The organism is Pseudomonas sp. AF03-9, assembly GCF_020515815.1.
Classification (GTDB): Bacteria; Pseudomonadota; Gammaproteobacteria; order Pseudomonadales; family Pseudomonadaceae; genus Aquipseudomonas.
The window spans coordinates 111,449-125,565 of sequence record NZ_JAHPJF010000015.1 but is presented as its reverse complement, the minus strand read 5'-3'; the positions used below and the strand labels follow the sequence as shown (position 1 = coordinate 125,565).

The 14,117-nt window shown below is 63.6% G+C and carries 16 protein-coding genes; 4 read left to right on the top strand and 12 right to left on the bottom strand.

Annotation, left to right across the window (positions count from 1 at the left end; all coding sequences use genetic code 11):
* Positions 1-42: 42 nt before the first annotated feature.
* The 6 genes from LIY36_RS19480 to LIY36_RS19455 form a co-directional block, all read right to left on the bottom strand.
* On the bottom strand, positions 43-963 hold the full coding sequence (locus LIY36_RS19480; RefSeq protein ID WP_192298500.1) for a sigma 54-interacting transcriptional regulator: 921 nt from the start codon (positions 961-963) through the stop codon (positions 43-45).
* 49 nt (positions 964-1,012) lie between these two features.
* Positions 1,013-1,594, bottom strand: coding sequence for an alpha/beta hydrolase (locus LIY36_RS19475; RefSeq protein WP_192298501.1), 582 nt, complete (start codon positions 1,592-1,594; stop codon positions 1,013-1,015).
* 316 nt (positions 1,595-1,910) lie between these two features.
* Positions 1,911-2,312 carry an ExbD/TolR family protein gene (locus tag LIY36_RS19470; protein ID WP_124526239.1) on the bottom strand — a complete coding sequence of 134 codons (402 nt, stop codon included), beginning with the start codon at positions 2,310-2,312 and terminating at the stop codon, positions 1,911-1,913.
* 1 nt (position 2,313) lies between these two features.
* Entirely contained in the window at positions 2,314-3,036 is a 723-nt protein-coding gene (locus tag LIY36_RS19465) for a MotA/TolQ/ExbB proton channel family protein (protein ID WP_192298605.1), read from the bottom strand.
* Between the two features lie 51 nt (positions 3,037-3,087).
* Positions 3,088-3,900 carry an energy transducer TonB gene (locus LIY36_RS19460; RefSeq protein ID WP_192298502.1) on the bottom strand — a complete coding sequence of 271 codons (813 nt, stop codon included), beginning with the start codon at positions 3,898-3,900 and terminating at the stop codon, positions 3,088-3,090.
* Between the two features lie 240 nt (positions 3,901-4,140).
* Positions 4,141-4,992, bottom strand: coding sequence for a LysR family transcriptional regulator (locus tag LIY36_RS19455; protein WP_226456691.1), 852 nt, complete (start codon positions 4,990-4,992; stop codon positions 4,141-4,143).
* A 108-nt stretch (positions 4,993-5,100) separates the two neighbouring features.
* On the opposite strand from LIY36_RS19455, the gene LIY36_RS19450 reads away from it, so the two are divergent.
* Positions 5,101-6,270, top strand: a complete 1,170-nt coding sequence (locus LIY36_RS19450) for a CynX/NimT family MFS transporter (protein ID WP_226456690.1) — start codon at positions 5,101-5,103, stop codon at positions 6,268-6,270.
* 98 nt (positions 6,271-6,368) lie between these two features.
* Entirely contained in the window at positions 6,369-7,304 is a 936-nt protein-coding gene (locus LIY36_RS19445; RefSeq protein ID WP_226456689.1) for a LysR family transcriptional regulator, read from the top strand.
* Here the strand turns inward: LIY36_RS19445 and LIY36_RS19440 are convergent.
* Positions 7,195-8,289 carry a fatty acid desaturase gene (locus tag LIY36_RS19440; RefSeq protein WP_226456688.1) on the bottom strand — a complete coding sequence of 365 codons (1,095 nt, stop codon included), beginning with the start codon at positions 8,287-8,289 and terminating at the stop codon, positions 7,195-7,197. The genes LIY36_RS19445 and LIY36_RS19440 overlap by 110 nt on opposite strands.
* Positions 8,290-8,389: 100 nt before the next feature.
* On the opposite strand from LIY36_RS19440, the gene LIY36_RS19435 reads away from it, so the two are divergent.
* The gene (locus LIY36_RS19435; protein WP_226456687.1) at positions 8,390-9,394 is read left to right on the top strand and encodes an AraC family transcriptional regulator; all 1,005 of its coding nucleotides are present in this window, start codon (positions 8,390-8,392) and stop codon (positions 9,392-9,394) included.
* Between the two features lie 123 nt (positions 9,395-9,517).
* Here LIY36_RS19435 and LIY36_RS19430 read toward each other — a convergent pair whose 3' ends face one another.
* Both LIY36_RS19430 and LIY36_RS19425 read right to left on the bottom strand, forming a co-directional pair.
* Positions 9,518-9,883 carry a response regulator transcription factor gene (locus tag LIY36_RS19430; protein ID WP_226456685.1) on the bottom strand — a complete coding sequence of 122 codons (366 nt, stop codon included), beginning with the start codon at positions 9,881-9,883 and terminating at the stop codon, positions 9,518-9,520.
* A gap of 38 nt (positions 9,884-9,921) precedes the next feature.
* Positions 9,922-10,608: a Crp/Fnr family transcriptional regulator gene (locus tag LIY36_RS19425; RefSeq protein ID WP_226456684.1), complete on the bottom strand. Its 687-nt coding sequence runs from the start codon at positions 10,606-10,608 to the stop codon at positions 9,922-9,924.
* Positions 10,609-10,691: 83 nt separating this feature from the next.
* On the opposite strand from LIY36_RS19425, the gene LIY36_RS19420 reads away from it, so the two are divergent.
* Positions 10,692-11,219 (top strand): Mpo1 family 2-hydroxy fatty acid dioxygenase, encoded by a 528-nt coding sequence (locus LIY36_RS19420; protein WP_226456683.1) that lies wholly within the window; start codon positions 10,692-10,694, stop codon positions 11,217-11,219.
* A 128-nt stretch (positions 11,220-11,347) separates the two neighbouring features.
* On the opposite strand, the gene LIY36_RS19415 is transcribed toward LIY36_RS19420, so the two are convergent.
* From LIY36_RS19415 to cysT, 3 genes are read right to left on the bottom strand one after another with little or no spacing between them, the layout of a single operon-like run.
* Positions 11,348-12,328: a sulfate/molybdate ABC transporter ATP-binding protein gene (locus LIY36_RS19415; protein WP_192298511.1), complete on the bottom strand. Its 981-nt coding sequence runs from the start codon at positions 12,326-12,328 to the stop codon at positions 11,348-11,350.
* Positions 12,329-12,331: 3 nt separating this feature from the next.
* A complete protein-coding gene (gene cysW / locus LIY36_RS19410; protein ID WP_226456682.1) occupies positions 12,332-13,204 on the bottom strand; it encodes a sulfate ABC transporter permease subunit CysW in 873 nt (290 codons plus the stop codon).
* Between the two features lie 13 nt (positions 13,205-13,217).
* Positions 13,218-14,036, bottom strand: a complete 819-nt coding sequence (cysT, locus tag LIY36_RS19405; protein WP_192298513.1) for a sulfate ABC transporter permease subunit CysT — start codon at positions 14,034-14,036, stop codon at positions 13,218-13,220.
* Positions 14,037-14,117: the final 81 nt, after the last annotated feature.

Genomic DNA, 14,117 nt, shown 5'->3' with positions numbered 1-14,117 from the left:
TCCCGAACAATATCTTTTATTCACGTTGATATTCCATTTTGTTCATGTAGCTGCTTTTTGAGATAGAAAGTTGCGCAAGCTTTCCCGTTCAGCGGCGCTGGCGTTATTGAAAATCCGCTGCACCTGCTCAAGGGGCGAACCGGCCACGGGCAGATTCAAATGCTCGGGCAAGATCTCGTCGCCACTGCTTACCAGCAAGGCAAAGTGAATGACGTTTTCCAGCTCGCGGGTATTGCCCGGCCAACTGTGTTGTTCCAGCACCTGCTGGGCCGCATCGCTGATCAGCGGCACCGGCAGGTCCAGGCGCTGACTGTAGATGCCGAGAAAATATTCGGCCAGGGACAGGATGTCGCCAACCCGCTCGCGCAGTGCTGGCAACTCCAGCTGGCCTTCGCTCAGGTAATGGAACAGGCGCTCATTGAACTTGCCCGCCGCCACGGCCTGGGCCAGGTCGATGCTGGTGGCGGCCACCAGGCGCACATCCACCGGGCTTGGCTGATGGGCGCCGACGCGGGTGACTTCGTGGTTTTCCAGGGCGGCGAGCAATTTGACCTGGATCGGCAGCGGCAAGTCGCCGATCTCGTCCAGGTACAAGGTGCCGCCGTTGGCCGATCCGAACCAGCCGGCCCGGCTGCTGGCCGCGCCGCTGTGGGCACCGGCGGCGTAGCCGAACAGCTCGGCGTCGGCGTAGGTCGGGCTGATCGCACCGCAGTTGACCGACACAAACAAGCCGCCGCGATCGCTGCCACGGTGGATATGCCGCGCCAGCAACTCCTTACCGCTGCCGGTCTCGCCGCGAATCAACACCGGCAAGGCGCGGGGCGCGAGGCTTTCGAGGTCTTCGCGCAACTGGCGCGAGCGTGGGTCGACAAACACCAGCGCCTTGGCGCGGATGCTCAACGGGCTTTTATCGGCGTCGGGAAAGGTCAGCAATGGCTGGCCGTAGGTTTCATGCAGACTCATGGCAGGCTCCCGCCCCAGATCCACTCAGGGACGGGGCGTTGAAAAGTGTTCAGGCACTGCGCCGGGCGTGGTGCTCGAGGCGGCTTTGCAGGCGATAGAGGTAGGCGAAGCCCTGTTCCCAGCGCTGGTGGCCGGACTTCACGTTGATATGCCCGGCGCCCGCGAGGATGCCGGCTTCGGCGCCCCAGTGACGCGCCAGCTCCAGGGCCCGCGGGGCGCTGACAGCGGCGTCGTTGTCGGAGCTGACCACTTGGCTCGGAAACGGCAGCAGGTCAGTGGGAATCGGCGCGAAATTACGCAAGGCAGGCGAGCAGGCAGGCCGTTCGACATCGGCCGGGGCCACCAGCAAGGCACCCCGCACCTGGCGCAAGAACTGCACCGGGGCAGTCGCAGCCCAATGCGCCACGGTGATGCACCCCAGGCTATGGGCGATCAGGATCACCGGCGTGCTGTCGGCGGCGATGGCCTCGGCCAGCGCGGCCACCCAGTCTTCACGGCGCGGGGTCAGCCAGTCGGCCTGTTCCACGCGTGCACTGTTGGGCAGGCTGTTCTGCCAATGACTTTGCCAATGATCTTCTGGCGATCCTTGCCAGCCCGGCACGATCAGATAACGAATCGACTCGCTGTGCATGGGTGTGCCCTCCTGCAGCGTTTAACGTTGTAGGACAGTATAGGGACGAGGTTTATATTCGCTAAGGAATAAGAAGCTATTTATTAATAACCAAAAACTTAAACCCAATAAAGATCCAAATGTGGGAGCGGGCTTGCTCGCGAATGCGGTGGGTCAGCGATGAAGATGCCGACTGGCACACCGCATTCGCGAGCAAGCCCGCTCCCACAGGGGCCCTCATTCCAGGCTGGCGTTTGTGTTGCTGGTTAAATTCCAGGCAAAAAAAAGGCCGCACCCTGCCAAGGAGACGGCCAAAAACTTGTCGAGGCTTTTGCAATCAACGGGCGGTAATCACCGACAACTTGGTAATGCCCGCGCGTTCGATCGACGCCATGGCTCGCGCCACTTCGCCGTAGTTCACACCATCGTCAGCCTGCAGTTGCACCCGCACATCGGGGTCCTTGGCTTTCGCCGCCTGCAGGTTGAATTCCAGCAGGTCCGGCTGGATTTCGTCCTTGTTGATAAACACTTTACCGGCGCCGTCGATGCTCACCACCAGCGGGTCCTTCTGCTCCACCGGGGCCACGGCCTCGGTCTTGGGCAGGTTGATCGGGATCGCGTTGGTCAACAGCGGCGCGGTGACGATAAACACCACCAGCAGCACCAGCATCACGTCCACCAGCGGCGTGACGTTGATCTCGCTCAGCACCTCATCACTGTCTTGCGTGGAGAAGGCCATCTCAGGACGCCTCCTTCACTTTCTGCGGGTTGCCGGCCGCGGTTTTGTTCAGGGTCGGGTGCAGCAGCACGCGGAACGAATTTTTCTGCGCCAGGCTGTAGAAGTCGTGGGCAAAGTCGTCGAGGTCCGCAGCCGTCAGCTTGAGACGGCGCAGGAAGTAGTTGTAGACCAGCACCGCCGGTACGGCGACGGCGATACCTACACCCGTGGCCACCAACGCAGCACCAATCGGGCCGGCCACGGTTTCGAGGCTGGCGGAACCGGCGGCACTGATGCCCTTGAGCGCTTCCATGATGCCCCACACGGTGCCGAACAGGCCGATGAACGGCGAGGTGCTGCCGATACTGGCAACCACGGCCAGGCCGGTCTCCAGGGAACGGCGCTCACGCACGATCTGTTGGCGCAGGGCGCGTTCGAGGCGGTCCTGGTGGTTGATGGCCTGGCTCAGGTCGGCAGCGTGTGGCGTCTCGCCCACCTGGATCGCGGCGTAACCAGCCTGGGCCACACGGGCTGCGGCGCCGGGTTGTGTTTCTGCCAGCTCGGCAGCTGAGTCGAGGCTCGACGCCGCCCAGAACTGTTTATGGAACTTGCGATCCTGCGCCTTGAGGCGACCGAACTGCACGCCCTTGAGCAGGGCCAGGCCCCAGGTGGCGACCGAAAAAACCACCAGCAGCCAGATCACCGCGCTTTCGATGGATTCAAGTGGAGATGCTAATGCCATGATGTCTTCCCTCTGTGCAGGTCGCGGCGTGTGCAACACACCGCAGCCGAATAGTTAGTGAATCTTGAAATCGATCGGGACGCTGACCCAGCCGTTCTGGGCGACGTCGCCCTGCTTGGCCGGTACGAAGCTCCAACGTTTCACCGCAGCCAGCGCGGCGTCGTCGAGTTGCTGGCGACCGCTGCTCTTCTGGATCTGGATCTCACCCGGCTTGCCACTGGCCAGCACCTGCACCCGCAGCAACACCGTGCCTTCCCAGCCACGGCGCTGGGCCAGTGACGGGTATTCGGGCGCCGGGTTCTTCAAATACGCGGCGTTAGCCGAAGCGGGCGTTACCGGCGCCGGTGCCGGTGGCGCAGGCGGCGCGGGCGGTGCCGGGGTCGGGGGTGCGGGCGGCGGCTCGACCGGTTTGGGGGCGGGCTCAGGCTTGGGCACCGGCTTCGGCACGGGCTTGGGTTTTGGAATCGGCTTTTTCGGCGCCGGCTTGGCGGCCAACTCATCCACCACGGGCGGCGGTGGCTCAACCACAGGCGGCGGTGGTGGTGGCGGCACAGGCGGTGGCGGTTCGACCACCGGCGGCGCCGGCTGGGAAAATTCGATGGTCATCGGCGGAATTTCCGGCGGCACGATCGGCAGCACCGGTGTCGGCTTCTGGGCCACCCAGTAGATCACCGCAGCGTGCAGGGCCAGCACCAGCAAACCCAGCAGAATGCCTTCGCGACGGCTGGAGAAACGCTTGGGGGTTTGCTGCGTGCGCAGTTGCCCCAGCGGCGCGCGATGCGGCCGGCCAAGGTCGACCAACTCACCACCCGGTGCCTGGCGCCATTGCGCCTCGTGTGCACTGGCGGCGGTCTGGACATTGCCCATGGATTCACTCCCTACGGTTTTCAAACAAAAAACCGACGGGCCTGCGTTGGAAGGCCGTCGAGGACTGAATCATCGGGGCCAGACGCTTATCTCTTAAAGTAATCTTTGAAGTTATACATAGACCTAAACTGCATAACCGAACCGGACTGAAACGCCAAACCCTCGCCGTTCGTGGCCTGGCGCCGAGGTGTGTTTTTTCAATGCTTTACAGGCATACAAAATATTCAGCAAAGGCATGACTCAACACGGGCTGTTTGCACATAAATCGAACAACTCGCTCTGTAGACACTGCCCCGCCGCCCCCAGGCCGCTGCGCGCATACAACGCCAGGCGCACGCCCTGCACCGCCGGCAAGCCGCTGTCCTCACCCAGGATCTGGTGCCCGGCCTGCACCACCCGTACCGGCAGCAAGCTGATGCCCAAGCCCGCCGCCACCGCCGCACACACACCTGCCAGGCTGGCGCTGGAATAGCCGATGCGCCAACGCCAGCCGCCGACTTCCAGGTGTTGCAGCATCTCGTTGCGGTACAGCCCGCCCACCGGGAACGCCACCAGCGGCAGCGGCTCGCGGTCCAGGCACGGCATGCTGCGGCTGTCGACCCAGCACAATGGCTCCGGCCACGAGGCCAGGCAGTCATCGCTGTCGCCCATTTGCTTGACCAGCAGCACGTCAAACTCACCACTGCGGTATTGGCGCTGCAACTCGGGGCCAAGGCCACTGGTGACTTCCAGGCGCACCCGTGGATACGCCCCGACAAACGCCGAGAGCAGCGGCAGCAGGCGCTCGGAGGCAAAATCCTCCGGCACGCCCAGGCGCAGCACGCCGTCGCTTTGCTGGTTGATCAGCACGTCGGCGGCCTCTTCATGCAGCGCCAGGATGCGCCGCGCGTAGGCCAGCAAGCGCTCACCCTCGGTGGTGGCGACCACGCGGCGCTGATCGCGGTCGAGCAACTGGCAACCGGCGACGTCCTCCAGGCGGCGGATCTGCTGGCTTACGGTGGATTGGGTCAGGTGCAGGCGCTCGGCGGCGCGGGTGAAGTTGCCGCAGTCCACTACGGCAACAAAGCTGCGTAACAACACGGGATCGAACATGGCGCTCACCATTCAACTTGCCACTGATTGGCATGGTTATATTTAATTTCAGAATACCTGCGGCGCTGCCCATACTCACGCCTCATTTACCTGCCGCAAGGGCGCCGCATGACCCTCAATAAATCCTTCGCCGGCTGGGGCCTGCTGATCGTGTTGGGCCTCAACCTGCGGCCGATCCTCAGTTCCATCAGCCCGTTGCTCGGCGAAATCCGCCTGGCCACCGGCCTGAGTTTCCAGAGCAGCGCCCTGCTCACCAGCCTGCCGGTGATTTGCATGGGCCTGGTCGCACTGGTCGGCGTGCGCGTCGAGGCGCAACTGGGCGAGCGGCGCGGCATCGCGTTGGGCCTGATGATGATTCTGCTGGCGTGCCTGGCGCGCTGGCTGATGGGCCAGGGCGCGGCGCTGCTGGTGACGGCGTTGGTGGGGGGGGCGGGCGTGGCGCTGATCCAGGCGTTGGTGCCGGCGATGATCAAGCGCGAATTCCAGCACCGCGTGCCAGTGGCGATGGGCGTGTATTCGGCCTCGTTGATGGCCGGCGGCGGTTTGGCGGCGCTGCTCAGCCCGCTGGTGGCCACGCAGTTCGGCGCTTGGCAGGCGGGGCTCGGCGTGTGGCTGCTGCCCGCGCTGGCGGCGTTGTTGCTGTGGGCCTGTTTGCCCCTGGGCGCGGCGAAAAGCGCCAGGCAGATACCAGCGTTCAAGGGCCTGCGCAACCGCCGCGCCTGGCTGCTGGCGTTGTATTTCGGCTTGGTCAATTGCGGCTACATGAGCCTGGTGGCGTGGTTGCCGGCGTTCTATCAGCAACTGGGTTGGGGCGTACTGCCCAGCGGTTCGTTGCTGGCGTTCATGACCATCTTCCAGGTGCTCGCCGCGCTGTTGATGCCGGTGCTGGCGCAACGCGGCATCGACCGGCGGCCGTTGCTCGGCATCAGCCTGCTGGCGCAGACCATCGGGTACCTGGGGCTGATCATGGCCCCGCTGCAATTTCCCCATGTGTGGGTGGCGCTGTGCGGCTTCGGCCTGGGCGCGTGTTTTGCCCTGAGCCTGCTGCTGACCCTCGACCATCACCGCGACCCGCGCCAAGCCGGGCAACTGGCGGCCTTCGTGCAGGGCGTGGGCTTCCTGATCAACGCGGTGTCGCCGTGGATGACCGGCTGGCTGCGCGAACTCAGCGGCAATTTTGTCAGCGCCTGGGTGGTGCTGACCGTCACCGCCGTGGCAATGCTGGTGGTGACGCGAGTGTTCAGCCCGGCCACCTACCGCACGGCAGCCGCTCTATAGATATGCATTTAAGATCTAGATAAAACAAACATGCTTCATTGACGGAATAAGCAAGCCCCTTAAAATCCCGGTTCCCCCTCTTGGACGCCGGGCGCCCCATGGATCTTCGCCAACTGCGCTACTTCATCGCGCTCAACGAGCACCGCAGTTTCGTGCGTGCCGCCGACGCCATGGGCATCACGCAACCGGCGTTCAGCCGCAGCATCCAGGGCCTGGAGCAGGAATTCGGCTGCGTGCTGGTGGACCGCGCCCACAAGGAGCTGCGCCCCACCCCCGAAGGCCAGGTGGTGCTGCAACATGCCCTGAGCCTGGTGCAAGGCGCGGCGTTGCTCAGCCACGAAGTCACGCGCATGACCAAGCTCGACGCCGGTGAAGTACGTTTTGGCAGTGATGGGGCGGCGGCGGTCAATCTGGTGCCCCAGGCCCTCGCGCGGTTTATCACCACCTACCCCAAGGTGCGCAGCGCGTTGCAGGTGGATAACTGGGAAAAACTCGGGCGTAGCCTGAGCCGCGAAGAGATCGAGTTTTTTATCGCCGATGTGCGCCACTTCGAGGCCGACCCGAACTTCCAGACCCGGGCCCTGACACCCCGGCGCAGTGTGTTTTTCTGCCGCGCCGGGCACCCGTTGCTGGCCAAGGACAGCCTGTCCACCAACGACCTGTTCGGCTACCCGCTGGCCACGCCGCTGATCGCGCCGGGCATTCGCAAACTGCTGGCCAACCTCAGCGGGCGTATCGACTTTGTGCCCGCCATCGAGCTTGAGCAGTTCTCGACACTGGCGAGCATCGTGCGCCAGTCCGATGCGATTGGCCTGGGCGCCGAAGAAGCCTTCGTCGAAGCGTTCGCCAGTGGCGCGTTGCAGGTGCTGCACTGGCGCAACCTGCCCCACGCCCTCGACAGCCTGAGCAACCGCTGCGGCGTGATCAGCCGCGCTGGGGTGCGCTTGTCGCCTGCGGCGAAGGCGTTGATCGAGACGCTGCAGGCGGTGGAAAGCCAAGCCGATTGGCCCGCGCAAACGTCCCGAAATCATTGAAGCGTACGCCCATCTGCGCCATGACCTGATGCGCGACCCTGGCGGTCAGTTGGCGGATGTAAAACGGCTCCTTGACCACAAAATGGTGGATGCCGTGGGTGCTGCCGAAGTTGAAGCAGAACGCCTGCAGCGGCCACAGCCACCACGGGTTCAGCACCTGGGTCTGCTGGATCACGTTGCCCGGTTCCACATCGCCGTAGTAGTGCATGTTGGAGCTGACAAAGTGCAGGCAAAAGGTGCGCAGCACGTTGGGGCCGATGATCACCACGGCGGCGATGTCGATCACGTGCATCATCTGCAAGGTGCCGGCCGACCACTCGATGGGCGCCCCCAGCAGGCTGGCGATGCCATTGGCCGCGTGAAAGCCGAGGAACACATACCACGCGCCCCAATGCAGCAGCGCCAGCGGTGCGTAGACCAGCAGCGCGCGCTTGAGGATGCTGAGTTTGTGCTTCCAGGTTTTGGCCCGCAGCATTCGGATAAACGCCGACATGACGTTGTCACCGACCATCAACAGCCGCGCCAGCCCCCAGGGTTCACCGTTGGTGATGGCGCGCTCCTCCATGTCGGCCTCGGTGCCGGAGACCTTGTGGTGGTTCAGATGCAGATGACGGCGGACCCACGGGTTGATCGTGCTCGGCCGCGCCAGCCAGACCAGGCCCATCATCAGGTTGTGGGGGATGCGCTGCTTGCGAAAGTACATGCTGTGGATCAGGTCGTGTTCCAGCTCGTGGGTCAGCGAGGCGAGGAACGCATTGATCAGCAGGCACGCCCACCAAGCCACGTGACCGCTGATGTAGAGCGCCGCCGAGCCGAGCATGCCGAGCAACGCAAAGGCCAGGATGCCGGCGCCCAGGGCGTCCTGATGCAGCAGCCAGGGGTGCTGCTGGCGCAGGCGCACGCCTTCGGCCAGCACCACGTCACGGATATGCGCCGCACGCTGTTGTGCGTTCATCTGTTGGGGACTTGCAGAAGTACCGTCCATGCTTCCATCCTCTGGTTATCGATGGATGCATCCTGGCCCATGCGGTCCCCCAGGGCATCAGCTCCACACGCCAACCTGTTGACCGCAAGCGCCAATCACCATGCCCGAAGCCACTTCCCTCGCCAGCTGGACCCGCGCCCTGCGCAAGCAACTCGACGCCCTCGGCCTCGACAGCGCCGCGCTGTGCATCGCGGCCGGGCTCGACCCGCAGCTCATGGACGATCCCAATGCGCGCTACCCGCTGTCGGCCACCACACGCCTGTGGGCGCTGGCGGTGCAGGCCAGCGGCGACCCGGCGATCGGTTTGCGGGTGTCGCGGTTTGTCAGCCCCACCACCTTTCACGCGTTGGGCTATGCGCTGGTGGCCAGCGGCAGCCTGCGCGAGGTGTTCGAGCGCATCGTGCGGTATCACCAGGTGGTCAGCGATGCCCTGACCCTGGAGCTGAGCGGGGATGGCGAACGCTACCGTTTTCGACTGCTGCAACCGCAGGGCAGCCCGGCGCCGGCGTTCGAAGCCATCGATGCGTTTGCGGCGATCTATGTGCGCACCTGCCGCAATCGCCTGGGGCGTGACTATGCACCGCTCGCCGTGTACTTGCGGCGCCCGCAGCCGGCTGACCCCACGCCGTGGCACACGGTGTTTCGCGCGCCGGTGTTTTTTGCCGCCGAGGAAGACCGCCTGGAATTCGCCGCCCAGGACTTCGACAGCCACCTCGACGACGCCAACCCCGAGCTGGCCGAACACAATGAAACCGTGCTCAAGCGCACCCTCGCGCAACTGCAACCGCTGACCTGGGAGCGCAGGGTGCGCCGGGTGATCGAAGCGCAACTGCCCGACGGCGAGCCGAGCGCGGAGCGGGTTGCCCAGGCGTTGCACTTGAGCCTGCGCAGTTTGCAGCGGCATCTGGCGGATGAAGGCTGTCGGTTTGATGCGCTGCTCAACGAGTGCCGGGAGAATCTGGCGTTGCTGCACTTGCGGGACCCGCAATGCTCATTGGCGGAGATCAGTCATTTGCTCGGGTTTGCCGATACCAGCAGTTTCAGCCGCGCGTTCAAGCGCTGGACGGGGGTGACGCCGGGGCAGTTCCGGGATGGGTTGCGGTAGCGGGATTTATGGGGGGGTTGAGGGCCTCATCGCGGGCAAGCCCGCTCCCACAGGTGACCGGGTTCCAACCTTGGAATGCAATCAAATGTGGGAGCGGGCTTGCCCGCGATGGCGCCAGTACCGTCAACGCCCACGATCACGCCGTAGCACGTTGCGCACCCGCGCCACCAACGCCTTGGCCGCGAACGGCTTGAGCAAGTAGTCATCCTCATGCAGTTCCAACCCGCGCAGGCGGTCTTCAATTCCACCGGGCGTGGTCAGGAACAACAGCGGCGTGTCGCCCTTCTGGCGAATCGACTGCTGCAACTTCCAGGCATTCAGCCCCGGCAGCATCACATCCAGGATCACCAGATCGTACTCGCTGCTTTCCACAAAGCGCTGGGCCGCCATGCCGTTGGCCGCGACTTCCACGCTGTAGCCCGCCTCCTTCAGGCCCTGGGCCATCTGCTGTGCCTCATCGGATTCATGTTCCACTAACAGCACGCGCATAACACACCTCGATTGATCAGGCCTGCAGGCTAACACCCTCAGGTGTGCGCCGCCTCCCGCAGGCGCTCGGCGTCGAGGATTTCGATTGCGCCGTAGCCCAGGCGCACGATGCCTCGGGCTTGCAGGTCCTTGAGCAGGGCGTTGGTGGTCTGGCGTGACAGGCTGAGCATCGCGGCGAGGTCTTCCTGGGGCAGTTGCACGCTGCGCCGTGAGGGCTCGATGTCGCCGTAGCCCGCGACCATCATCAGCAAACGATGGGCCAGGCGCACCGAGGCGGGCATCAGGCTCAGGTGTTCCAGGCCGATAAAACTCAGGCGCAGTTTCTGGCTCATCAGCAAGGCCAGGTCGCGCCAATACCGAGGGTTTTGCTCAAGAATGCCGAGCAGCGCCTGCTGCGGCACCTGCAACAGCGTGCACGGCCCGACGGCGCTGGCGTCGTGGGTACGCGGCAGGCCGTCGAACAGGCAGATTTCGCCGAACCAGAACGGCGACTCCACCAGGCTCAATACCGCCTCCTTGCCGTGTTCGTTCACCGCGCTGATGCGCAGGCTGCCGTCCAGCACCGCATACAGGCCGCAGGGTGGATCACCGCGTTTGAACAGGCATTGCCCAGCCACCAGCGAGCGCAATCGGGCGTGAGCCAGCAAGCTATGCTGAAACGCTGTAGGCAGGTGGCTGAACCAGTGACCGGCGGCGAGCCGCGCGTGCCATTGAGCTGCGTCCATGGGAACTCCAGAGATTGTCGCCCAGCTGACAGTCAGGCAACGACTGACAGAGCATGATCAAACATCCTACAGGAGGAACAAGAATGAAAAGCCTCGTCGAGCATCTTAGCCAATACGCCGCCTACCACCGCGACCCACGCAATATCGCCAGCCACTTTATCGGCATCCCGTTGATTGTCGTCGCAGTGGCCGTGCTGCTGTCACGCCCGGAATGGGCGGTGGCTGGGCTGTGGATTTCACCGGCGGTTCTTCTCGCGTTGTTCAGCGCAGTGTTTTACCTGCGCCTGGAACTGGCGCTGGGTGCACTGATGACGGTGCTGATGGGCTTGTCGGTGTGGGCCGGGCATGTGCTGGCGGCGCAGAGCACAGCGGTGTGGCTCGGCAGCGGCATCGGGATGTTTGTGGTGGGCTGGGTGATCCAGTTTGTCGGGCACTACTACGAAGGCAAAAAGCCCGCGTTTGTGGATGATGTGTCGGGGTTGATCGTCGGGCCGTTGTTTGTGGTGGCTGAGTTGGCGTTTCTGCTGGGGCTGCGCCATGACCTCAAGCAGCAGATCGAAGCACGGTCGGGCCCTGTGACGCGCCGCGATCTTGAGCCGAGAAAAGTCTAAATGTGGGAGCGGGCTTGCTCGCGAAGGCGGTGTATCAGTACCAACTGCATTGACTGACACACTGCATTCGCGAGCAAGCCCGCTCCCACAGTCTGGTCCCATTCCACATTGGGCCTGGCGGCGGGTTCTTAGGCTTTCTGCCAGACCTTGGGCTTGAAGAACAGGGTCTCGCCACGGGCCAGACCCGTGAGGCTGTCGTGGTCTTTAACCACTTCAGCTTCGATCAGTTCGCTCTGGCCTTCCACTTTCAACGTCACCCGCGTGGTCGCGCCCAGGGGGCGGATGTCGCGCACTTCGGCGGCGTGGTGGTCTTCCAGTTCATGGCGCGACAGCGACACTTCATGCGGGCGGAACAACACATGATTGTCTTCGCCCAGGTGCAGACGGTTCGAATCACCGAGGAAGTGATAGACGAAATCGCTGGCCGGGTTTTCGTAGACGTCGCCCGGTGAGCCGATCTGCTCGATTACACCCTTGTTCATCACCACGATACGGTCGGCAACTTCCATGGCCTCTTCCTGGTCGTGGGTCACGAACACCGAGGTCAGGTTGATGTCTTCGTGCAGACGCGCCAGCCAGCGGCGCAGCTCCTTGCGTACCTTGGCGTCGAGGGCGCCGAAGGGTTCGTCGAGCAGCAGCACTTTGGGCTCCACCGCCAGGGCGCGGGCCAGGGCGATACGCTGGCGCTGGCCACCGGAGAGTTGTTCCGGGTAACGATCCGACAACCAATCCAGCTGCACCATGTTCAGCAGTTCGTGGACCTTGCTGGCGATCTGGCTTTCGCTCGGGCGCTGGTTTTTCGGTTTCATGCGCAGGCCGAACGCCACGTTGTCGAACACGGTCATGTGCCGGAACAACGCGTAATGCTGGAACACGAAGCCGACGTTGCGATCACGCACGTCGTGGCCGGAGACGTCTTCACCGTGGAACACGATGCTGCCGTCATCCGGGGTTTCCAGGCCGGCGATGATGCGCAGCAAGGTAGTCTTGCCGCAGCCGGAGGGCCCGAGCAACGCCACCAGCTCGCCACTCTGGATGTCCAGATTGATGCTGTTCAGGGCCTTGAAGGCATTGAAGTTCTTGCTGACATTACGCACTTCGATCGACATGACTTATTCCTCACCGGCACTTTTGCGCAGGCGGTTGATACGGTTCTCGCTCCACTGCTTGAGCAGCAGGATAAAGAGCGCCAGGATCAGCAACAGGCTGGCCACCGCAAACGCGGCAACGTGGTTGTATTCGTTATAGAGAATCTCGACGTGCAGCGGCAGGGTGTTGGTGACGCCGCGGATGTGGCCGGACACCACCGACACCGCGCCGAACTCGCCCATGGCCCGCGCGGTGCACAGCACCACGCCGTAGATCAGGCCCCATTTGATGTTCGGCACGGTAACGTGCCAGAACATCTGCCAGCCGTTCGCACCGAGCAGCCGCGCGGCTTCTTCTTCCTGGGTGCCCTGCTCTTGCATCAGCGGGATCAGTTCACGGGCCACGAACGGCACGGTGACGAAGATGGTCGCGAGCACGATGCCGGGCAAGGCGAACACGATCTGGATGTCATGCTCCTGCAACCACGGGCCAAAGAAGCCCTGGGCGCCGAACATCAGCACGTAGACCAGGCCCGCAATGACCGGCGACACCGAGAACGGCAGGTCGATCAGCGTGACCAGGATGCTCTTGCCACGGAACGAGTATTTGCTCACGCACCACGCGGCGCTGACGCCAAACACCAGGTTGAGCGGCACCGAGATCAATACGGCGATCACGGTGAGTTTCAACGCCGACAGCGCGTCGGGTTCAAGGATCGCGGTGAAGAACGACCCCAGGCCGTTCTTCAGGCCCTGGGTCACCACGATCAACAGCGGCAACAGCAGGAACAGCACAAACACCAGCCAGCCGAGGCCGATCAGGATTCGTCGTGACGTCGCGCTGCCACGGCGGGCGGCGTTGGCCGAAGACGCGGCGGAAATAGACGATTGGGACATGTTCCGCGCCTCCTTATGGACGTTCGATGCGCCGCTGCAACAAGTTGATCAGCAGCAGCAAGACAAAGGAAACCACCAGCATCAACACCCCGATGGAGGTGGCGCCGCGGTAGTCGTATTGGTCGAGCTTGACCATGATCAGCAGCGGCAGGATCTCGGTTTTCATCGGCATGTTGCCGGCGATGAAGATCACCGAGCCGTACTCACCGACGCCACGGGCAAACGCCAGGGCAAAGCCGGTCAGCCAGGCGGGCAGCAATGCCGGCACCAGGATGTAGCGGAACACCTGCAACGGCTTGGCGCCCAGGCAGGCGGCGGCTTCTTCGACTTCGCGGGGGATGTCGGCCAGTACCGGCTGCACCGTGCGCACCACGAACGGCAGCGTGACGAACGTCAGCGCCAGGGTAATGCCCAGGGGGGTGTAGGCGATCTTGAAGCCCAGGTCAGCGGCGAACTGGCCGACGAAGCCGTTCGGCGTGTACAGCGCGGTCAGCGCGATACCGGCGACAGCCGTGGGCAAGGCGAACGGCAGGTCGATCATCGCGTCGATGATCTTGCGGCCGGGGAAGGTGTAGCGCACCAGCACCCAGGCCAGCAGTGTGCCGATCACGCCGTTGATCAGCGCGGCGTACAACGCGGTGCTGAAGCTCAATTGCAACGCCGCCAACACGCGCGGAGCGGAGATGATGTTCCAGAACTGATCCCAGGTGAGTTGGGCGGCGTGTACAAACATCGCCGCCAGGGGGATGAGTACGATCAGGCTGAGGTACACCACGGTGTAGCCCAGCGTCAGCCCGAAGCCGGGTATGACGGGGGAGATACGACGCGACATAAGAGTCCTTGGTTAGCGGGGAAGATACCACTGTAGGAACAAGCCTTCTGTGGGGCTGGCTTTTCGGTGGAAGCTGGGCTT